The 20,712-nt window shown below is 37.9% G+C and carries 21 protein-coding genes; 12 read left to right on the top strand and 9 right to left on the bottom strand.

The genetic code is table 11. From position 1 onward, the window contains the following. Positions 1-3 precede the first annotated feature (3 nt). The 4 genes from ALPR1_RS16515 to rsfS form a co-directional block, all read right to left on the bottom strand. Positions 4-840 (bottom strand): hypothetical protein, encoded by an 837-nt coding sequence (locus tag ALPR1_RS16515; protein ID WP_008202407.1) that lies wholly within the window; start codon positions 838-840, stop codon positions 4-6. Then, entirely contained in the window at positions 837-1,613 is a 777-nt protein-coding gene (locus ALPR1_RS16510) for a UDP-2,3-diacylglucosamine diphosphatase (protein ID WP_008202406.1), read from the bottom strand. Before ALPR1_RS16510 ends, ALPR1_RS16515 begins: the two co-directional genes overlap by 4 nt. Positions 1,614-1,675: 62 nt before the next feature. Continuing rightward, positions 1,676-3,745 carry an ATP-dependent zinc metalloprotease FtsH gene (gene ftsH / locus ALPR1_RS16505; protein ID WP_008202404.1) on the bottom strand — a complete coding sequence of 690 codons (2,070 nt, stop codon included), beginning with the start codon at positions 3,743-3,745 and terminating at the stop codon, positions 1,676-1,678. Positions 3,746-3,810: 65 nt separating this feature from the next. Further along, complete coding sequence (gene rsfS, locus ALPR1_RS16500; protein ID WP_008202401.1) at positions 3,811-4,158, bottom strand: ribosome silencing factor; 348 nt, start codon at positions 4,156-4,158, stop codon at positions 3,811-3,813. Positions 4,159-4,219: 61 nt separating this feature from the next. On the opposite strand from rsfS, the gene ALPR1_RS16495 reads away from it, so the two are divergent. Both ALPR1_RS16495 and ahcY read left to right on the top strand, forming a co-directional pair. Next, positions 4,220-4,981: a biotin--[acetyl-CoA-carboxylase] ligase gene (locus ALPR1_RS16495; RefSeq protein WP_008202399.1), complete on the top strand. Its 762-nt coding sequence runs from the start codon at positions 4,220-4,222 to the stop codon at positions 4,979-4,981. An 80-nt stretch (positions 4,982-5,061) separates the two neighbouring features. Then, positions 5,062-6,381: an adenosylhomocysteinase gene (gene ahcY, locus ALPR1_RS16490; RefSeq protein WP_008202398.1), complete on the top strand. Its 1,320-nt coding sequence runs from the start codon at positions 5,062-5,064 to the stop codon at positions 6,379-6,381. A gap of 48 nt (positions 6,382-6,429) precedes the next feature. Here ahcY and ALPR1_RS16485 read toward each other — a convergent pair whose 3' ends face one another. After that, a complete protein-coding gene (locus ALPR1_RS16485; protein WP_008202396.1) occupies positions 6,430-7,236 on the bottom strand; it encodes a hypothetical protein in 807 nt (268 codons plus the stop codon). Between the two features lie 100 nt (positions 7,237-7,336). On the opposite strand from ALPR1_RS16485, the gene ALPR1_RS16480 reads away from it, so the two are divergent. After that, the gene (locus tag ALPR1_RS16480) at positions 7,337-8,209 is read left to right on the top strand and encodes an SDR family oxidoreductase (RefSeq protein ID WP_008202394.1); all 873 of its coding nucleotides are present in this window, start codon (positions 7,337-7,339) and stop codon (positions 8,207-8,209) included. Between the two features lie 42 nt (positions 8,210-8,251). On the opposite strand, the gene ALPR1_RS16475 is transcribed toward ALPR1_RS16480, so the two are convergent. Then, the gene (locus ALPR1_RS16475) at positions 8,252-9,328 is read right to left on the bottom strand and encodes a PAS domain-containing protein (protein WP_008202391.1); all 1,077 of its coding nucleotides are present in this window, start codon (positions 9,326-9,328) and stop codon (positions 8,252-8,254) included. A gap of 72 nt (positions 9,329-9,400) precedes the next feature. Between ALPR1_RS16475 and ALPR1_RS16470 the strand changes: the two genes are divergently transcribed. From ALPR1_RS16470 to ALPR1_RS16460, 3 genes are all read left to right on the top strand, one after another. Beyond that, positions 9,401-10,009, top strand: coding sequence for an HD domain-containing protein (locus tag ALPR1_RS16470; RefSeq protein WP_008202389.1), 609 nt, complete (start codon positions 9,401-9,403; stop codon positions 10,007-10,009). Positions 10,010-10,079: 70 nt separating this feature from the next. Beyond that, positions 10,080-10,811, top strand: coding sequence for a DUF2092 domain-containing protein (locus ALPR1_RS16465; RefSeq protein ID WP_008202387.1), 732 nt, complete (start codon positions 10,080-10,082; stop codon positions 10,809-10,811). Between the two features lie 18 nt (positions 10,812-10,829). After that, a complete protein-coding gene (locus ALPR1_RS16460; protein ID WP_008202386.1) occupies positions 10,830-11,852 on the top strand; it encodes a DUF6515 family protein in 1,023 nt (340 codons plus the stop codon). 45 nt (positions 11,853-11,897) lie between these two features. Here the strand turns inward: ALPR1_RS16460 and ALPR1_RS16455 are convergent, their stop codons facing one another. After that, positions 11,898-12,398 (bottom strand): DUF4494 domain-containing protein, encoded by a 501-nt coding sequence (locus ALPR1_RS16455; RefSeq protein WP_008202385.1) that lies wholly within the window; start codon positions 12,396-12,398, stop codon positions 11,898-11,900. Between the two features lie 196 nt (positions 12,399-12,594). On the opposite strand from ALPR1_RS16455, the gene ALPR1_RS16450 reads away from it, so the two are divergent. Next, the gene (locus tag ALPR1_RS16450) at positions 12,595-14,883 is read left to right on the top strand and encodes a hypothetical protein (protein WP_008202384.1); all 2,289 of its coding nucleotides are present in this window, start codon (positions 12,595-12,597) and stop codon (positions 14,881-14,883) included. On the opposite strand, the gene ALPR1_RS16445 is transcribed toward ALPR1_RS16450, so the two are convergent. Further along, positions 14,877-15,356: an Mpo1 family 2-hydroxy fatty acid dioxygenase gene (locus ALPR1_RS16445; protein WP_008202383.1), complete on the bottom strand. Its 480-nt coding sequence runs from the start codon at positions 15,354-15,356 to the stop codon at positions 14,877-14,879. The genes ALPR1_RS16450 and ALPR1_RS16445 overlap by 7 nt on opposite strands. Here ALPR1_RS16445 and ALPR1_RS16440 point away from each other — a divergent pair. The 3 genes from ALPR1_RS16440 to ALPR1_RS16430 are packed head-to-tail and all read left to right on the top strand — an operon-like array spanning position 15,338 to position 18,675. Beyond that, positions 15,338-16,564 (top strand): NAD(P)/FAD-dependent oxidoreductase, encoded by a 1,227-nt coding sequence (locus ALPR1_RS16440; RefSeq protein ID WP_008202382.1) that lies wholly within the window; start codon positions 15,338-15,340, stop codon positions 16,562-16,564. The two genes, ALPR1_RS16445 and ALPR1_RS16440, sit on opposite strands and share 19 nt — an antisense overlap. A 51-nt stretch (positions 16,565-16,615) precedes the next feature. After that, entirely contained in the window at positions 16,616-18,073 is a 1,458-nt protein-coding gene (gene nhaC, locus ALPR1_RS16435) for a Na+/H+ antiporter NhaC (protein WP_008202381.1), read from the top strand. Further along, the gene (locus ALPR1_RS16430) at positions 18,070-18,675 is read left to right on the top strand and encodes a 3'-5' exonuclease (protein WP_008202380.1); all 606 of its coding nucleotides are present in this window, start codon (positions 18,070-18,072) and stop codon (positions 18,673-18,675) included. Before nhaC ends, ALPR1_RS16430 begins: the two co-directional genes overlap by 4 nt. Here the strand turns inward: ALPR1_RS16430 and ALPR1_RS16425 are convergent. Further along, on the bottom strand, positions 18,665-19,276 hold the full coding sequence (locus ALPR1_RS16425) for an IMPACT family protein (protein ID WP_008202378.1): 612 nt from the start codon (positions 19,274-19,276) through the stop codon (positions 18,665-18,667). The genes ALPR1_RS16430 and ALPR1_RS16425 overlap by 11 nt on opposite strands. 97 nt (positions 19,277-19,373) lie before the next feature. Here ALPR1_RS16425 and ALPR1_RS16420 point away from each other — a divergent pair, with 97 nt between their 5' ends. Then, positions 19,374-19,811, top strand: a complete 438-nt coding sequence (locus tag ALPR1_RS16420) for a sugar 3,4-ketoisomerase (protein WP_008202376.1) — start codon at positions 19,374-19,376, stop codon at positions 19,809-19,811. Further along, the gene (locus ALPR1_RS16415; protein WP_008202375.1) at positions 19,786-20,712 is read left to right on the top strand and encodes a hypothetical protein; all 927 of its coding nucleotides are present in this window, start codon (positions 19,786-19,788) and stop codon (positions 20,710-20,712) included. The genes ALPR1_RS16420 and ALPR1_RS16415 overlap by 26 nt, the downstream gene beginning before the upstream one ends.

The raw sequence follows: 20,712 nt of genomic DNA, 5'->3' as shown, positions 1-20,712 counted from the left end.
GGACTATTCATTAACTGGAAAGGATTTGAGCCAGCTTGGTATAGGGTATAAGGTCAATTTTCCTTTGCTCTTTAAAACCAGCTTTTCTTGACCTATTTGAAGAAATTCAAAAGTTGATGGTAATTCATCGATGAGAGTCGATACCTGGTTGTCAGAAATAGATATGGCATTTAATTGCGTGTTCTCTACCCAAAGTAAATGCTCTTTGTAGAAACACATTCTTTGCTTTGTGATCAAGGAGATTTTTTCAATGAAATTTCCTTGATTATCAAATATGAAAATACCTTCTCCCTCAACATTCATAAACAAACGATTCTTGAATTCCCTGATTTCCAAGACTTCCACTTGACCTAAATTAAGGATAAGGTTGAGCGGCTGGGATTGTGTCACCAGGTTTCTTCTATAGTCGAGAATTTTGAGGCTTAGATCGGACTCGTCCCATACCCATACAATATTGTTATTTCCTAAGGTAGCAGCTTTCGCGAGGTTAATATCTGTTTGTAGAAAGCTGTTCTCGGTCAGCTGTTTTAAGAATCGATCCAAGATCCGATATTCCTGAAGATCCTCTGAGAAACTAAAAATATTGACTGTCCAAGAGGCTTCTAATTGTTGTAATCTCCCCTGACGAGCTGGAGAAAAAAGGTTCAATTGCTTTCCTTTTTCACTGAACTGATAGATGTCTCCAGAAGTTGAACTGGCGAAAATTTGATCCCTGGTGTCTAGTGAAACAAGGTCCAGACCCTCAATAGTTATTTCGGATATGGGATTTCCCAGTTTTTCTTGTTGTGCAAGAGAAGTAAAACTTATAAAGAGGAGTACTAAAAAGAATGGCCGATTCATCCTTCAAATGTTTTCAAAAGTACTTCCTTCTCATCAAATTCTAGATAAGTATTTTGACTGACCCATTCCCCAAGATTAAAGTAGGTGGAGTTTTCTCCTACCTCAAGCTCCAATGGTAAATGGCGATGTCCAAAAATATAGTAATCGAAATGGGTTTCTTTTTCAATTTCCTTACAATAAGCCCATAGCCACTCATCTTCTCCAAGAAATTTATTTTCATCCTTTTCGATATTGGTGATTCGACTATGGCCTGACCAGGCATGTGCAATTTTGATTCCTATGTCTGGATGAAGCCATTTAAAAAGCCATTTTGACAAGGGGTGGACAAAAACCTTTTTAAGCCTTTTATAAGAATAATCTCCCGGCCCCAAACCATCTCCATGTCCAACAAACAGTCTCTTTCCTTCCACAGAAATGTGAATAGGTTCGAAAAAAACAGGAATTCCTAACTCCTCTGTAAAGTAGTCCTTCATCCATAAATCATGATTCCCAGTAAAAAAGTAGATAGGAATACCAGCATCTCTCAATTGAGAAATTTTGGATATAAAGGGAATAAAACCTTTGGGAATAACAGTACCATACTCAAACCAAAAATCAAAAATATCCCCTACTAGGAAGATGGCGGCAGCTTCTTTCTTAATGCTATCCAACCAACGGATAATTCTCTTTTCACGGAGACTGCTTTCGGCTTTATTAGGAGCTCCTAAATGGAAGTCTGAAGCAAAAAACAGTTTTTTACCATTCAGCTTTATGTCCAGGGTGGTTTCTGCCATGAATAAAGATAAACTTGGAATTGGGTATAAAAAAAGCCCCTTTTAGGAAGGGGCTTTAAAACTTATGAATTTTCTTCCTTCGGTTCCGTAACTGATTTTTGTTTATCGGAAGGAGTAGTGTCTGGATCCAAAGTTGGTTCCTCTAATTGATCTACGACTGGGACTGGCGCACTTTCCTTTTTATTGGTATACGCTTGGTAAGTAGTCTCTCTTTCGAAAGGTCTTTTACCGATTAGTTTCTCCAGATCCGCTTGGAACAAGATTTCTTTTTCAAGAAGTTCTTTCGCTAAGATTTCTAATTCATTAATTCTTTCTGTCAGAAGTTCCTTTGTTCTTAAATAGGCCTTCTGAACCAGTTGTCTTACTTCCTCATCAATTGTTTCAGCAGTTGTTTCTGAATATGGCTTGGTCATTTTATAACCATCCCCTTTAGAGTCATAGAATGAAACGTTTCCGATTTTATCATTCATACCATAAATAGAGACGATGGAATAAGCCATTTTTGTAACTCTTTCCAGATCGCTTAGCGCACCGGTAGAAATTTTCTTAAAGATAATTTCCTCGGCAGCTCTACCTCCAAGCGTCATACACATTTCGTCAATCAACTGCTCGGTTTGATATAAGAACTGCTCCTTTGGTAAATACTGAGCATACCCTAACGCAGCTATTCCTCTTGGTACAATACTAACTTTCACCAATGGGTCAGCATGCTCCAAGAACCATCCTGCCACAGCGTGTCCAGCTTCGTGATAAGCAACGATTTTCTTCTCCTCAGGAGAGATGATTTTATTTCTTTTTTCCAATCCTCCAATTGTTCTATCGATGGCATCCTGGAAATCCTGCATATCTACAGCAGTTTTATTTCTTCGGGCTGCGATTAAAGCTGCCTCATTACAAACATTGGCGATTTCAGCTCCTGCAAAGCCAGGGGTCTGAGCAGCCAATTTCTTAGGATCAATATCTGGATTGGTTTTGATTGGCTTCAGGTGGACTTTGAAAATAGCTTCTCTACCCACAATGTCTGGCTTATCAATAGAGATTTGTCTATCAAAACGGCCTGCTCTTAGCAAAGCACTATCTAGGACATCTGGTCTGTTGGTTGCTGCCAAAACAATGACACCTGAATCAGTACCAAATCCATCCATCTCCACCAAAAGCGAGTTAAGTGTGTTTTCACGTTCATCGTTTGAACCTGGCATTTGTCCTTTTCCTCTGGATCTACCGATCGCATCGATCTCATCTATAAAGATAATACACGGTGCTTTTTCTTTTGCCTGCTTAAATAAGTCACGAACTCTTGCAGCTCCCACACCCACAAACATTTCCACAAAATCGGAACCTGAAAGTGTAAAGAATGGTACAGCTGCTTCACCAGCTACAGCTTTTGCCAATAAGGTCTTACCTGTTCCCGGAGGTCCTACCAGTAAAGCACCTTTTGGTATTTTTCCACCTAGTTTGGTGAATTTACTTGGGTTTTTAAGGAATTCGACGATTTCCTGAATCTCTTCTTTGGCTTCATCCAGACCTGCCACATTGTCAAAAGTAATTTTGACTTTGTTTTCCGCATCAAATAATTGTGCCTTGGACTTACCTACATTGAAGATCTGGCCACCAGGACCAGACGGACCTGCCATTCTTCTCATCATAAACCAGAAAAACACAAACAGCAAGATCAGGAAACCGAAGCTGCTAAAATAAGAGCTCCAATTTTCTTCTGTAGAAACCTCAAGATCGATTCTGTTTTCAGGTGAAGCTTTTTCTTTTAAAGCGTCAAAGTCATTGGCAAATTTATCCACAGAGGCCACTTGGAAGGAATAGTGAGGGCCAGAGGGATTGAAAAAGGTGGAGCCAGACTCTAATTCGTTTTTATACTTAGGCTCTGATAAAACAGAAGGCTTAAGAGTGATATCCACTCGCTCCATATTTTTTACCATCATCACCTTGGATACATCACCTGCTAGGTACATATCCTCAAATTTCTTCTGTGTAATGTCAATGACAGCCGACCTGTTTTGCAACCAGGTAAGGCCAAGAAGTACCAACACAGCCGCAATAATCAACCAAAGTTGAAAATTTGGTTTTTGTTGTGGTGTCTTGGGTACAAATTTTTTGTTTTTATTTTTATCGCTCATCGCTTAGTGTGTAATTCTGTAAACTTAAGGTAAAACGGGATAGTTTTGGTAAAGTTTGAAGCATTTTAGCCAAAGTGGGTGATTTTAGCATCTCCCCAAAGATCTTCCAATCCATAAAACTCCCGCTTCTCTTTAAGGAAAATATGGGCAACTACGTTCACATAATCCATCAAAATCCAGTTTTTACTATTTTTTCCTTCACTCCTCCAGGGGTTTTCATCCCCAGCTTTGATCACTTGCTCTTCAATCGAATCGGAAATGGCTTCTATTTGGGTGTCTGAATTTCCAGAGCAGATCACAAAAAAATCTGAAACGGAGTCTTTAATATGTCTTAGGTCCATCAATACAATGTTCGAGGCTTTTTTTTCCTCCATTCCGTTGATGATTACTTTGCTCAGCTCTTCTGCTGTCATATTATTAGTTTAATTTTGGGTGCCGGGTAATTTTAACTCTTTTCCAGCGAACCTAAAATTTATGTATAAAATTCTTGCCAATACCATTTTTTTGGGGAAAGATGTTCATTTCCTGCCAGACTGTCACTCTACTAATGACACGGCCATACAGATGGTCAGGTTGCGACAAGCTTCGGAAGGCAGTATCGTCATCTGTCAGCACCAAACAAAAGGGAAGGGACAAAGGGGGAATAATTGGATTTCTGAACCCGGGAAAAACCTGACTTTTTCATTGGTACTAAAACCTGACTTTTTGGATACAAGCGAACAGTTTTTACTCAATATGTGTGTTTCAAATGGTATCCGAAGGATTCTTCAAGAATATATCCCCTTTTTAAAAGTAAAATGGCCTAATGACTTGGTAGTGCCAGGGTTTGGTAAAATTGGTGGAATCTTGATTGAAAACACATTTTCGGGAAGTTTATGGGATTACAGTGTTGTGGGGGTAGGTCTGAATATCAATCAAGTAGATTTTAATCATTCAAAAGCAACTTCTTTATCCAAGGTCACTGGCAACAATTTCGATCTTGAAGAGTTATTTAGATTGATTGTAACGCACATAGAACAAAGCTATGTTCAGCTAAAAAAAGGGAAACATCAAGAGATAAAAATTGAATACTTAACACACCTTTATTTAATAAATGAATTGGCAAAGTTTGAGGCTGAAGGTCGAGAATTTATGGGTGAAATTTCAGGAATAGATTCCTACGGAAGGCTTGAAATTTTAACCGAAACTGGAGAAAAAAGGATCTTTGATTTAAAGGAGGTTAAGTTTTTAGAGTAGTCTCCAGATTTTAGAATATGGATTTTAAGCGGTACATTTGCCGGAGTTTTAAGTGAATTAATTCTTTAACTATCAATAATATGTCAGAAACTAAGTCTGAAAAATACGTGAAGTATAAGGTAAAAGACATTTCTCTTGCAGAGTGGGGGAGAAAAGAAATCAAACTTGCAGAAGCAGAAATGCCTGGTTTAATGGCGCTTCGAGAAGAATTTGGCGAAAGCAAGCCATTAAAAGGGGCTAGAATTGCAGGATGTCTTCATATGACTATTCAGACAGCCGTTTTAATCGAGACTTTAGTTGAGTTAGGTGCTGAAGTAACTTGGTCTTCTTGTAATATTTTCTCTACCCAAGACCATGCAGCAGCAGCAATTGCAGCAGCAGGTATTTCAGTTTATGCTTGGAAAGGTCTTTCCGATGAGGAGTTTGACTGGTGTATAGAGCAGACCTTATTCTTCGGTGAAGAGCGTCAGCCTTTAAATATGATCTTGGATGATGGTGGTGATTTGACCAATATGGTTCTAGATCAATACCCAGAGCTTGTGGCGGATATCAGAGGATTGTCTGAGGAAACTACTACAGGTGTTCATAGATTGTATGAGAGAATGAAGAACGGAACTCTTCCAATGCCAGCAATCAACGTGAATGATTCTGTAACCAAGTCTAAGTTTGATAATAAATATGGCTGTAAAGAGTCATTAGTGGATGCGATCAGAAGAGCGACAGATGTGATGATGGCTGGAAAAGTTGCAGTAGTAGCAGGATATGGAGATGTTGGAAAAGGATCTGCAGCTTCATTGAGAGGTGCTGGTGCACGTGTAGTTGTTACTGAAATCGATCCAATTTGTGCGCTTCAAGCGGCAATGGATGGATTTGCTGTGAAGAAAATGGCAGATGCAGTTAAAGAGGCAGATATCATTGTGACAGCTACTGGAAACAAAGACATTCTTTCTGGTGAGCATTTTAAAGCAATGAAGGACAAAGCTATTGTTTGTAATATTGGTCACTTCGATAATGAAATCGATATGGCTTGGTTGAATAAAAACTATGGCCATACAAAAAATGTGATCAAACCTCAGGTTGACCTTTATGACTTGGATGGAAAAGAGTTGATCATTTTGGCAGAAGGTAGATTAGTGAACCTTGGTTGTGCTACGGGTCACCCATCTTTTGTGATGTCAAACTCCTTCACTAACCAAACACTTGCGCAGTTGGAATTGTGGGAAAACCATAAATCCTATCAGCCAGGAGTTTATGTTTTGCCTAAGCATCTTGACGAAAAAGTTGCTGCTCTTCACTTATCCAAATTAGGTGTAGAATTAGAAACACTTTCTCAAGAACAAGCAGAATACATTGGTGTAACTGTAGAAGGGCCATTTAAGCCTGAATATTACAGATACTAATCTGATAAAATTTAAGAAAGAAAAAGGCAGCTAATTAGCTGCCTTTTTTTATGGATTGAGAAGTAATTTTCTTCCATCAGAAAGAATCACATTAGCTGCAACCTGACAGGAATCGATCAATTCGTAGGTGAGCTTATGTATTACCTGCCGGTCATTTCCTCTTTGGATGATCCAAGTTTCTGAACCATTTACAGGAATAAGCTGATTGGATTGAAAGCAAGAGGTCAACATAAGCCTTTCGTCTGGGATTGTTATGGAAAAATCCCTTCCTGCTGCATTCCTTCCAGATATGGTGCCACCAGAAATTATCCCTAGGGAATTAGAAACTGTCTCTGCTTTTTGGTGAGTCATAAAGCCAGAATAAATTGAAGTGAGTTCATTTTCAGTGACCTGAGTAATGGGGTCAAAGGATTCTGTGATCTCACCCGTGTCAGATTTCCTGAAATTACGTATCCCTCTTAGCTTAGTCTTTTGAAAAGTATAATCATCGTATTCAAGTATCCAATGGCTTGAAGGTGTTTCAGCCAATGAAAATTTAACTATTAGCTTTCCAGATCTTTCATAGGTTCCACTTTGCTCACATTCAGTTGCTGCATCAAAATCCAAAGTGACTGTTTTCGTTTCTTCGCTTACTTCAAAGGCTGGACATCCTGGAAGAATGCTTGTGGAATCCATCGCGAGATATTCTTCAAAGCTCAATAACCCAAAGTATAAACTTTCACTGTATGCTGTAGATAATTCAAAAAGCTGAGTGGCCTCGGTAGGTAAATCGGTACTTATATGTTTGTCCTCGGCTTCTTGGCAAGAGAACAGACCTATTGCGAGCAATATGTAAAGGAAGTTGAACTTTTTCATTGAGTATTGTAAGCTATAAAATTAGATTTTTTTTGCTTAGGAATCTTTCTTTCAATTACTAGGCCGAATGACTATCTTGGATAGAATAGATTAAAAAAATATGACTTATACAGAAGGGATGCTTCGCCCAGGGGCATTAAAAGGTAAAAATATACTTATTACAGGTGGTGGTACCGGACTAGGGAAATCCATGGGAGAGTATTTTTTGGAGTTGGGAGCCAATATTGTAATAACCTCCAGAAAACAGGATGTTCTTGACCAGTCAGCACAAGAAATGATGAGTAATAAAGGAGGAAAAGTAATTCCTATTTCTTGTGATATAAGACAAGAAGAGCAAATAGAAGCAATGTGGAAGAAGGCTAAAGAAGAGTTGGGCCAAATTCATGTCGTGTTGAATAATGCGGCTGGAAATTTCATCAGTCCTACGGAAAGACTTTCTACGAATGCTTTTACTACAGTTTTGGATATCGTTCTCAAAGGCACTTCCATGATGACATTAATTGCAGGGAAAGACTGGATAGATCAAAAGCAAAAGGGAACCTTTTTAAACATTGTTACTACTTATGCCTGGACTGGTTCAGGTTATGTTGTTCCTTCAGCAGCTGCAAAAGCAGGAGTCCTAGCTTTGACTAGATCTTTAGCGGTAGAATGGGCTAAATATGGAATCAGGTCTAATGCCATTGCTCCTGGTCCTTTTCCAACTGAAGGTGCTTGGTCTAGGTTACTCCCAGGCGATTTGGTGAAGAAATTTGATCCAGCTAAAAAAGTACCAGTGGGTCGGGTAGGCGAACATCAAGAGCTAGCTAATTTGGCGGCTTATTTAGTCTCAGACTTTTCCGCCTATGTGAATGGTGAGGTAATCACGATAGATGGAGGAGAGTGGATCAAAGGTGCTGGCGAGTTCAATAACCTTGATTTGATTCCAAGTGAGATGTGGGATATGATGGAAGTGGCAAGAGGAAAAAAAGCTTAAGCCCCAAGATTATTTGGGGCTATTTAAACTCTAAATGGAAAATCAGGCATCTTTAGATGTTTTTAAGCTTCCTAAAGATTGACCTTGGTCTTTTTCAAAGTTTCTGTTTTGGTTTACAGACTCTTTGATGCTTTTTTTCAAAGCTTGGTCTAATTGGGTGGTCTCTTTTTTAATGATGTCCAAAAGCCTTTTGGTTTCCCCTGTTTGTTCTTCAGTGGTAAGAATATCCAAAAGTCCCATGATATTAGCTACTCTTGCTCTTAATGTATGGGACTGCTGGAATGCTAATTCTTTCAAGAAATACTGGTGTTCTTTCAGCCAGAGATCTTGTTTTTTCTTTTCTGTAATGTCCAAGATGATCCCTTGTACTTTTTTTGGATAGCCACCTTCTGTCCATTGGATTGTTTTACCATATGCCATGGTCCAAAGTGTTTGGTTTCTTTTGGAGACTAAACGAAACTCCTTTTTAAAAGGAATGTTTCCAGTGACCTTAAAATGGTTTTTGATGTCATGTTTGAGCTGCTGATAATCCTCTTCGTGGATATGCTTCTCCCATGAAATATTTTTGTTTTCTTCTATCTCTTTTTCAGAATAGCCTAAAGTCTGTGCCAATCCGGAACTCATGGTATTTACTTTTTCTAAAGGATTGAATTCCCAAAATCCAAGAATTTTATCTTCCAAAAGCGTATCAAGAATTTCGGTAGAAGACTCTTCACTGTCCATAAAATCCCCGAGTTGAATATTATAGGGTTTGATTTGGTCTACGGGATGTCCTATTCCCAGGCAAGTGCCAAAGTCCTCCGAAACAAAGAAAAATTCCCATCTGGTTTTCATTAAATTGCCTGAAGGGTAATTGATCTTTTGTAATTCCACTTTGAAAGATTGATGATGATTGTTCCAGGCTTTTAATCGATTATTTTCATACTTTACCCAATCCGTGGATAGAAAACAATCCGAAAAATGAACAGGTTTTTGAGTTTTGTCAAACAAAGAAGGAACAGGACCAATTCCTGAATCAGAACTTAATACAACCCCAGATCTATCCATCGTCACTTGCATAATATATTCTGAAGTGATTGCTAATTGGGCCAGTACCTCTAAACCTTTGACACTATTCATATCTCAAAATTAAGTAAAAAGTAATTTAAATTACATAATTTATAATATAAAATACAAAAATATATATTTCAAATGGTCAACTCGTCTCTTAAATTAAATAAAACAAGTTTTGGTAGTGCTGAAAATGCAGGAAATGTAATTACAGAAAAGGAGGCTTTGGAACTCTTGAATGATTGGGTGAAAAATGAAAAATTGATTGTTCATATGAAACAGGTTGCTCACTTAATGAAAGAGTTTGCAGCATCCGAGAGCTTATCATTGGAGGAGCAGCATAAGTGGTATTTAGCAGGCTTGCTACATGATGCTGATTGGGATCAATGGCCAGAGCAACATTGCAAGAAGATTATACTTGAGTTGGAAAGCCGGAAAATTGATCCTGAAATTATTAGAGCGATAGCCTCCCATGGACCTAGGTATTTTGGAGTGGAGCCAGAGACAAAGATGGATAAAATGCTTTATGCCTTTGATGAGTTGAGTGGATTAATCCATGCGTATTCACTCATGAGGCCAACAGGATATGAGGGGATGCAGGTGAAAGGGGTGAAGAAAAGATTAAAGGATAAAACTTTTGCTGCACAGGTAAGTCGGGAAGATATCAATGATGCAGCAGAACGGGCTAATGTCTCAATTGAGGATTTAGTTCAGTTTGTCATTATTCACCAAAAAGATGCAAAGATATAGCGCTTTAGACAAGAGATTTTTAAAAGTATAATTATATTGAGTATTATTTTTCATACTTAACTCAAGCAATATGTTGAAAAAGTTATGTTTTTGGTGTTTGTTTATTTTGCCATTCAGTATTGCCTATGCACAAGAGAAGAAAGTAGACTCAACAGCAGTTTTAATATTGGATAGAATGAGTTCCATCTTTGGTGAGCTGAAATCCTTAGGTTTCACATCAAATATTTCCAAGGATGTTGTTTACGCTGAAGATTTCTTTATCAAGGTTTTTTCTGAAAGTAAGGTTAAGTTAAAAGGTCCGGATAAGTTTTCGGTCCGTGTAAAAGGTGAAAATAAGGAAGATGTTTACTCCTATAATGGAGAGCAAGTCATCTATTATTCTTATAAGAATAATATTTTTTCTGCGGCAGATGCACCAGATAATTTGATCGAAACAATTGATTGGCTTTACGATGATTTTGGGATAGAATTGACCACTGCAGATTTTCTTTATCCTAGTTTTTCGAGTGACTTTTTGAAGGAAATGGATGTAGTCGAAATGTTGGGTATTTCTCGTATTGGAGATAAAAGCGCCTTTCATATTGCAGGAAGCAATTCGGCCATGACGGTTCAGCTTTGGATCTCAGATGATGTTTATTTTCTGCCTATGAAGATTTTGATTACTTATCTCGATGGACCCTATGCTCATCAATTTCAGACGGATTTTTCAGATTGGGAAATCAACCCAGATTATCCAGATTCAATATTCGAATTTTTACCTCCTCCAAATGCCACCCAAATTACTTGGATGTCGCAAAATTAAACCTATTGACTTTAGCTTATGAAAACTTCAAAAAATAAACTATTGATTCTTTCTTTCGGTGTTTTGATGATGCTGATTTCGACAGACCTGGTGAATGCCCAAAGAATGAGAGCAGGATCAAGAGGAGCAGCAAGGCCAGCGACAACTCGTCAAGCTCCCTCCAGAAATATGAGCCGGCATACAACGACAAGGCAGACTAGACCAACCCGAAATACTTCTAGACCATCAAACTTTAACAGAGCCTCAAATTCTAGTAATAGAAATACGCTGAATGGAGGATCAAATAGGGTCACTCAAAAAAGGAATACAAACAGTAAAGTTTCTAATATCAAGTCCAATAATGGAAACAGAACTGGGAATAATAATGGGAATAGGGTTGGCAATACCAATAATGTTGGGAATCGGGTAAATATTGATAATAGTAGAAATGTCAATGTGAATGTTAATAACCGAAACAATGTCAATATCAGAAACAATAATGTAAGGAATTACAGACCTTATAGACCTCCTTATAGACCATATCCGCGACCTCCGTATGTTTGGGGGGGATTTGGATTTAGCTGGTTTAGGCCTTATTACTACCACCCTTACAGACCCTATTATTGGGGGCCGGTTTGGCATCCATGGGGATTTCTAGTGGCTACTTTGGCTGTAACTGCCATCGTGGTTTCTGTCGATGATCAGGATTATAATTATGATGAAGGAGTATTTTACGTTGAGACGGATGATGGGTATGTGGTGGTGGAAGCTCCGCAGGGTGCTACAGTAAAAGTAATCCCCAAAGAATCGAAAGAAGTGGAAGTTAGCCCAACAATAAATAATTACTATTATGGAGGTACCTTTTATGAAAAGTCAGATGGTGGGTATACGGTAGTTCCGCCACCAGCAGGTGCCACTGTAGATGCACTTCCTGAAGGTGGAGAGGAAGTGAAGGTCGGAGATCAGACTTATGTGAAAATTGGTGACACTTATTATATGCCTGTTCAGGAAGACGGAAAAGATTTGTATGAGATCGTGCAGGTAGAGGAAGTAGAAGAGTAACATTTACCTTGAGATATAAAAAAAAGCCTCTTTTGAGGCTTTTTTTTATGATTCTTGATCTTCTTCTACTTCAGATAAAGGTTTGAAATTTCCTTCGGGAAGCTGTTCTGCTACCTCGTCTTTTTCATAAGGGAAAACCTCAACGATTGGACTTTCTACAATGTCTGGAACCCTAAAGCTTACCAACATATTGCTTAAACTTTCCTGAATACGGTCAAAAGCCTCTTTCACGTCCTCAGCAGTCACAATCATATATTGTGTGACTTTCTTTTCCTTACCACTATCAGCATCGGTCACCAAATAACAAATCTTGCATTTGTACCAAATGTCAGCATCCTCGTAAAAAAATACGTCTACGATATTACTTTTACTTAAGTTGGTCACTTGGAAATCTCCTCTGATTTGTTCGCCAAGTCTGTCGTAAATAATTGCTTCCGCTTCAGTAAATGAAACAGCATCAACTAAGTATTGCTCTGAAATGTTTTTCAGTAGTCCTTCTTCGTTCTCTTTCGCGTATTTTACTTTGCACAAAAACCAGGTTCTCATCTTTTTCTAATTTGAACCGTGAATCTAAATCTTATCAATTGAACAACCATAAGAATCATCTTAAAAGTCAGAAATCGCTTTCCTTAATTTGAGTAAGTATTTGAAAATCAATGGTCTTTATTTTTCAGTCAATCAGGACCAATAAGAATTGGTACAGAATGTTTAAAAGCTGTAAATTAAACCGAAATCCTTAAGCATGCGAGATAAAATCTGGTTCAGTTTCCCTGTTCAACTTTTACTACTTCACCTCCGAAAAAATCTGGCTCTAATTTTTGTCTGGATTATGCTTTTGGGGATAATTACAGAGCAATTTGGGGTGATGCTAGGTATTCCATTCCTTTTTCTCGATCCTGAATATTTACATCAAGTTTCTTGGATTAGCTTTTTTATGGTTGGGATAGGTTTCGCAATGCTCACGATGGCTTTTCACATGACTACCTACATTATGGATGGTAGCCAGTTCAAGTTTTTGGCAGTTTTACCCAAGCCCTTTATTCATTTTTGCATCAATAACTCCCTGATCCCATTTACTTTTTACCTCATTTACATTATCAAGTTTATCAACTTTCAACTCCAAAACGATCTCTCCTCAGACTGGATAGTACTTCATTATTTTTTAGGGTTTTCTGGTGGCGGAATTTTGACTTTTGCTCTGATTTTCGGGTATTTCTCATTTACTAATAAGGACTTTTTTATTCTTTTTGCAGGATCAGTTGATAAAAGATTGCGGAAAGTTCGCCTTACGCGAGCCAATGTCATTAGTCAATACAAGGAGCTTAAAAATAAGAATGACAAGGTTCTCTATTTTATTAATCTGAAGTTGGGAATGGAGAAAGTCAGGCCGGATATTTCTAGGTTTGAAGGAACTAAACTTCTACGGGTATTTGATCAAAACCACTTAAATCTTTTTTTGATCCAGGTTTTTTTGATTCTGTTTGTTCTGTTCCTAGGTTTCTTTAAGGAAAAACCGGTGCTTCAATTACCAGCTGCAATGAGTGTCACGCTGTTGCTTGCTATACTCGTAATGCTTGTTGGAGCTATTAGCTTTTGGTTAAGGAAATGGTCAACTGTGGTGGTACTTGCCTTCTTGATTTTAGTGAACTACTTCTCAAACTTTTCTTTCCTGAACAGGCCTCATGAAGCTTTTGGTCTTAATTATAACACTAAGCCAGAGCTTTACAATCTTGAAAGACTGAATCAGCTATTACATCCGGATACCGTGATAAAAGATCGTTCCCAAACGATTCAGGTTCTTGAAAACTGGAAGTCAAAATTCCCAGATGAGGAGAAACCAAAAATGGTGATGGTTGCAGCTAGTGGAGGAGGACAGAGGGCTTCGTTATGGACCTTCCATGTCTTACAGAATATCTATGGTATAGCGCAAGGCGAGATTATCAAACATACAGAATTGTTTACCGGTGCATCTGGTGGAGTATTAGGTGAGGCATTTTTTCGTGAGATCTATTTAAGGTCTCAGAGCAATCCGGAATATGATCCTTTGAACCCAAAGTACTTGGATCAAATTTCTGCTGATAATTTGAATTCGATCATTTTTACTTTGTTAGTGAATGACCTTTTGATCCGGAATCAATATTTTGAATATAGAGGATATAAATATCTGAAGGATAGAGGGTATGCTTTTGAGAATCAGTTGAATATCAATACAGAGGGTGTGTTGGATAAACCGCTTTCTGCTTATAAAGAGCCGGAAGGCTCCGGGGAAATTCCCTTGCTACCTGTTACCGCCTTGATTACCAATGATGGAAGAAAGCTGGTGATATCGCCTAACTCGATGTCTTATTTTGGAACTTCTGTGCTCGGAAAGAGTGGGGAAGCTGAGAAAAAACAATCCATTGATTTTATGAGATTTTTTCATGGTCATGACCCGGGGAATTTAAGGTTTTTGTCAGCATTAAGAATGAGTGCGACTTTTCCATTTATCACTCCAAATATTCAACTTCCTTCAGAACCAGAGATGGAGGCAATGGATACTGGTTTGTCGGATAATTTTGGGATACAGGATGCATTAAGGTTTACTTATGTTTTTCAAGAATGGATTGCTGAAAACACCTCAGGGGTAGTTTTAATTACGATTCGAGACTCTGAAAAAAACACAGAGATCCCACCTACAACTCCTCCTAAGTTGTTCGAAAAAATCTTTACCCCTCTTAAGAATATTTATTCCAATTGGGATCATGTTCAGACCATCCAAAATGAGGTGCTTTTTAATTATATGAATGAATCTATGCCATTTCCATTGGAAAAGGTGGAGTTTGAATATGCGCCAGAGCAAGTGCAAGCAGGGGAGTTGAGTGGAAGTCAAGAAACGATGCAAAGGGCTTCGTTAAATTGGAGGCTTACAGCGAGGGAGAAAAAATCTATTTTGGCAAGCATTTATACTTTAAAAAACCAGCAAAGTATTCAAAAGCTAAAAGAGATGTTCGGCCCGAATCATGGTGTTACTCCATCAGATTCCATTCAATAGGATAGGCCTATTTTTTTGTAAATAAAGTGCATAAGCCATGCGGGGCCGATGAGCAAAAACTGGATGTCTTTCAAAAAGGAAGGTTTTTTGCCTTCAATTTTGTGTCCCCAGAACTGAAAAAACCAAGCGATAACAAATATCCCAATGCTTATTAGCCATAATTTTCCCGGGAAGTATAAATCAAGAAAATTCGCAAATGCGAGACAAAGAGCAGAAAAGAAAAACATCCCTAATGACAAAGGGGGTGAAATGGATAAATAATAGACTAATACGATAGCTAGAACCAAAGTCGCCCAATTTGCAAAATCCCCTAAAAATGGCATGAATTCAGCAATTGATTTGGCTGGAATGGAGAAAATCAGTCCGACAATGCTAAAAAATATAGCAGGAACGCAAATCCAGTGTATCAATTTGTTGGTTTGATTTTGATGGCTTAATCCATATTCGTTAAGTAATGCATCAATCTTTCTCATGGCATTTTGGGGATATTTCTGCTAGATTTATTCAAATTACTAAATCCATCGATTATTTATTCATAGAAAGCAGGATTAAAATGTTGAGTTATTGGGAGGAAAAGAATTTTTTAGATCATGACCTATTAATTATAGGATCAGGGTTTGTTGGACTTTCTACCGCAATCCATTTCAAGAAGAAGCATCCGAAAGCGAAAGTTCTAGTTTTGGAGCGGGGTATATTTCCCTCTGGAGCGAGTTCAAAGAATGCTGGATTCGCTTGTTTTGGTAGCCTTACAGAGATTTTGGATGATCTTGAGCATATGGAGCAAGATGAAGTGCTTAGTCTGGTTAGCAGGCGGTATAAAGGTCTTCAAAAGATCAGAAAGAAGTTTGGTGATAAGAAACTTGGCTATCGAGAGAGCAATGGTTACGAATTATTAGATGAGTCCTTGCTTTCTGCTTCAGCTAAAATGATAGAGGTGAATCAATTATTGGCAGATCTTTTTCCAAAAGATGTTTTTACTGAAGTTCATAAACATTCCAAGCTGGGATTTTCTGACTCAATTAAAATGGTAATCCAAAATGGTTTCGAGGGGGAATTAGACCCAGGTAGATATTTAAACTGCTTATGGAAATTAGCCGGTGAGTTGGGTGTAAAAGTACTCACTGGAGCAAATGTGGAAAGCTTAGATATTGATTCTGGTGTCACTGTAGTTACCTCAAATTTTAGCAAAAACCCCATCCAATTTAGAGCTAAGAGAGTAGCTGTTTGTACAAATGCTTTCACTAAAAAAATACTTGAAAACACAGCCCTTGTTCCCGGAAGAGGCCTTGTTTTACTTTCCAAACCTTTAGAATTCGAAATCCCATGGAGAGGTGGCTTTCATATGGATAAAGGGTACATTTATTTTAGAGAAATAGATGGAAGATTGCTTTTGGGAGGAGCAAGAAATATTGATTTTGCCAGTGAGGAGAGTACAGATTTCTCTGTAAATACAAGTATTCAATCTCATCTGAAAAAAATGGCAGAGGAAGTAATATTTCCAGATAAGGAAATTCTATGGGATAAAGAATGGACGGGTATTATGGCATTTGGAGAAAAGAAAATGCCTCTAATTGAGCATGTAAGTAAAAAAGTGGCTGTTGGCGTGAGATTGGGTGGTATGGGGGTTGCAGTTGGATGGCAAGTCGGAAAAGAACTAGCAGGTCTGATAGCTGAAAAATAAAGTGATTTTTTTTGATTAGATTCAAAGCTTAAATTCACTAAATACCAATTAATGGAAGGAATTACTCGTGCCCCCAAGGTTTCAGACGCCCTTATTCCCTTAATTTTTTTAATTGTTCTTCTGGTTTTAAATATCCGGGTCTTTGGAACCGATGGCCTTTCTGGATCCAATCAAATTGTCCTCATACTCTCGGCAACTGTAGCAGCTTTGGTTGCAATTTTCAGATTAGGCTTTAACTGGGAAACTTTGCAGGATGGAATAGTAAAAAGTATCAGTTCTGCGATGTCAAGTATCCTTATATTATTCCTGATTGGTGCTTTAGCAGGTACGTGGATGTTGAGTGGGGTAGTTCCCGCCATGATTTATTATGGACTCCAAGTACTTAATCCAACCATTTTCCTTGTTGCAGCCTGCTTTGTAAGCGCAGTAGTCTCGGTTGCTACAGGAAGTAGCTGGACTACAGTAGCGACCGTGGGTGTGGCGCTGTTGGGGATTGGTAAGGCATTGGGTTTTGACGAAGGTATAATTGCCGGATCCATTATTTCTGGAGCCTATTTTGGAGATAAAATGTCCCCACTTTCTGACACTACAAATTTGGCTCCTGCAATGGCAGGAACGGATTTATTTACTCATATCCGGCATATGGCAAAAACCACTGTTCCTTCGATCATCATCGCTTTGTTGATGTTTATCGTAATTGGTTTTAATTATGAAACCAATGGATCAGTGAATGATGTAAAGGCTATTTCTGAGGTGATTTTGGAGAAGTTTAATGTCAGCGGATGGCTTTTTCTTGTTCCAATCATCGTTTTAACCATGATTATTAAACAAGTACCCGCTATTCCAGCTTTATTAGCTGGGGCCTTGTTAGGAGGAGTATTTGCGTTGATTTTCCAACCTGAGATAATTTCAACTATTGCCGCAGAAGATGCTTCTTATGCTTATCAGAGTTTTAAAGCTGTGATGATGTCCATGTATGGTGAAATAAGTATCGTTACCAGTAATGATGTGGTGAATGAATTACTGATTACTGGAGGAATGGCAGGTATGTTAAATACCATTTGGCTTATTGTCTGTGCGATGGTCTTTGGAGGAATAATGGAAGAAAGTGGTATGCTTCGTGTTTTGGCAGAAGCCATCATCCGTAAAGTTCACAGAGTAGGTTCATTGATTGCTTCTACTGCAGCAACTTGTATGTTCTTTAATATCACTACTTCAGATCAGTATTTGGCAATTTTAGTTCCTGGTAGAATGTATGCAGACGTTTATAGAAAAAGAGGATTGAAACCAGAAAACTTAAGTCGTACGCTAGAAGATTCCGCAACCGTAACATCTGTTTTGGTTCCATGGAATACCTGCGGAGCTACCCAAGCTTCTGTATTAGGCGTGGCTACATTGACTTACGCACCCTATTGCTTTTTTAATATCATCAGTCCAATAATGACTATTTTATTTGGGTACCTAAAAATTGGGATTAATTATTACGAGAAAGAAGAAGAGTTGGCATGATTCCATTTAAAATAAGTAAGGAAGAAGTAAATAAGTTGCCTTTGGGGCAATTTGAAGGAGAAATGTTTCTGATAGATCAAAAAGAAGATGTAGAGGAAGCAGCTGAATTTCTTTCAAAGCAAAGCATTATCGGTTTTGATACGGAAACCAAACCTGCTTTCCGTCGGGGAGTAATTAATCAAGTTGCTTTATTGCAGTTATCGACGGCCACCCAAGCATTTTTATTTCGTTTAAATGAAATTGGTGAGTTCCCTGATTCCTTAAGAAATATCCTAGAAAAAGAAAGTATTGTGAAGGTAGGCGCTGCTGTGCATGATGATATCAAAGGCTTAGCAAAACTGACAGATTCATTCTTCCCCTTATCATTTTTTGACCTAAATGACGAACTGAAAAAGGTAGGATTTCACAATGTTGGGGTTAGAAATCTTTGTGCAATGGTTTTGAAAATGAGGATTTCAAAATCTGAGCAAGTTTCTAATTGGGAGGCGGAAGTTTTAACAGAGAAACAACAGCGCTATGCGGCAACTGATGCCTGGGCATGTCTGGAGGTTTTTAAAAAACTAAAAAAAGAAGGTTACTTGGATGAGCTTTTTAAGACTTGATTTGTAGAGTTTCAATTGAATCTAAACTTTCGATTAATTCTTCCTCAATTCCCTTTCTATACGCTAGTGTCATTTGACAATTTAAAGCCATTTCCTGATTTAGAATGGTTAAGTCATGGGATTTAACCAATTTCATAACTTCATTCATTGCAGGATATTCAAAAAGGATCTGAACGCTTTCCATAACCTTTTCTTCTACAATTTCATTTTCTTCAATTGCTAAGGCCGCGGAGGTTTTGTAGGCTTGGATCAAGCCTCCCATTCCTAGTTTTGTTCCGCCGAAGTATCGTACCACCACAATCAGGATATTCGTTAGGTTGTTTGAACGAATTTGACCTAAAATCGGGTCTCCAGCAGAATGATTTGGTTCACCATCATCAACGGCCCGGAATACAGTTCCTTCTTTTCCAAGAACATAGGCAAAGCAATGATGTCTTGCATCATAATAGGTTTTCCTTAATTCACCGAGCTTTTCTTTGATTTCCTCTTCCTCCTTAACGGGGAATGCGAAATAAAAGAATTTACTACTCCTGTCTTTGTATAATCCATCACTTGTTTTTTGTATGGTTAAATAAGTGTCGTCAAGAGGAAGGGATTCCATCACTAAGGAAAATTTACTTTTTGTTAGAAATACTAAATTAGAAATTTAACCTTTTAGTAACCGTAAATCCGTTTGATTTCTGTTATTTTTAGGGTTGATGGGATTAGAAGAAAATGCTGAAATAATATCAGAAAGATTACCCTATATAATTGAGTTTTCAGGCCATAGCACCGAAAATGGAGCCTTGCATTTTCTGGAAAACGAAGTCTTGTTTCCGAATGGAATCCTCAGGTGTTTTTGGATTTCCAATGTAAAATCTGGGGAAACCCGAGGTGACCATGCTCATTATAAAGAATCTCAGGTGATTGTTGCAATGGCAGGTAAATTAACTATTGAGGTTACCACTTGCGATAAACGTAAATTGAATTTCATTTTAGACTCCTCTTCCAAAGGCTTGGTTGTTCCTCCTTTGAATTGGTTGTCAATTCAGTTTAGTGAAAATGCAGTTTTACTTGGTTTAGGAGACCAAAAGTTTTCAGAACAAGATTATATCAGAAACAAATTAGAGTTTGACAACATACAAAAAGGAATTTAGCGATGGTTATGAATTGCGAGTGGATTCATCCTTTCTGGAGGAACGAAAGTACTTACTCGCTAATTTCCCCAATCCTGGGGATGACCTTTTGGACTTTATTTGGCTTAAAAAGGGTAAAGAAAAGGCAAGTATTTTATTCTCGATAAATTCTGATCAAATAGCAAAGTCACTTCCATTAGCCCCCTTTGGGGGATTTTTTATTTCGGATAAATTGAGCTCTGAGTCTTTGGAAGAATTTCTAAATCATGTAGAGTTTTATCTCAAAGAAAAAGGGATAAAAAAAATTGAGCTTACTCAAGCACCCAAACCATATGAAATTAATCATGATCTGATAGCTTATTTATTGTTTAAAAATAAGTTTGAACAGGAGCAAGTGCTTAGCCATCAGTTTTTTATTGGGAAAAAGAAGATAAAGAAGTTCTTGAAGAAAGAGAATTCCCGCTATCAAAGTAGAGCAAAGGATGCTGGAGTAATAGTTAGCAATTGTTCAATCAATAATTTTAATTTCCTTCAAGATATAAGGGCTTGGAATCAGCAAAGGGGATATCATGTTAATCTTGATGAAAACAGAATTATTCAGCAGGTTTCTGAATACCCTGACAGGTATTTTTTGATTAGTTTAATGCAGGGCGAGGTAGCAATCGGTCATAGCTTAGCAGTCAAACTTTTCCCTGAAACGATTTATTATTTTCTTTCAGCTATCAATCCTAGGGTTCAAGTGAAATATGGTGGTGAGCTGATGTTATATAACCTCTTTAAATTGGCAAGTGAAGAAAAGGTGGAAATCATAGATTTAGGCTCCTCAGATCTAGAGGTTTCACCAAATCATGATTTAATATTTTTTAAATCCAGGTTTTCAAATGATATTTCCAATAAGATTACCTGGGTAAAGAATCTCTAA

The sequence above is a fragment of the Algoriphagus machipongonensis genome (assembly GCF_000166275.1).
GTDB classification, from domain to species: Bacteria; Bacteroidota; Bacteroidia; order Cytophagales; family Cyclobacteriaceae; genus Algoriphagus; species Algoriphagus machipongonensis.
The sequence above is the reverse complement of the archived record's forward strand: the minus strand, read 5'-3'. Positions and strand labels throughout refer to the sequence as shown.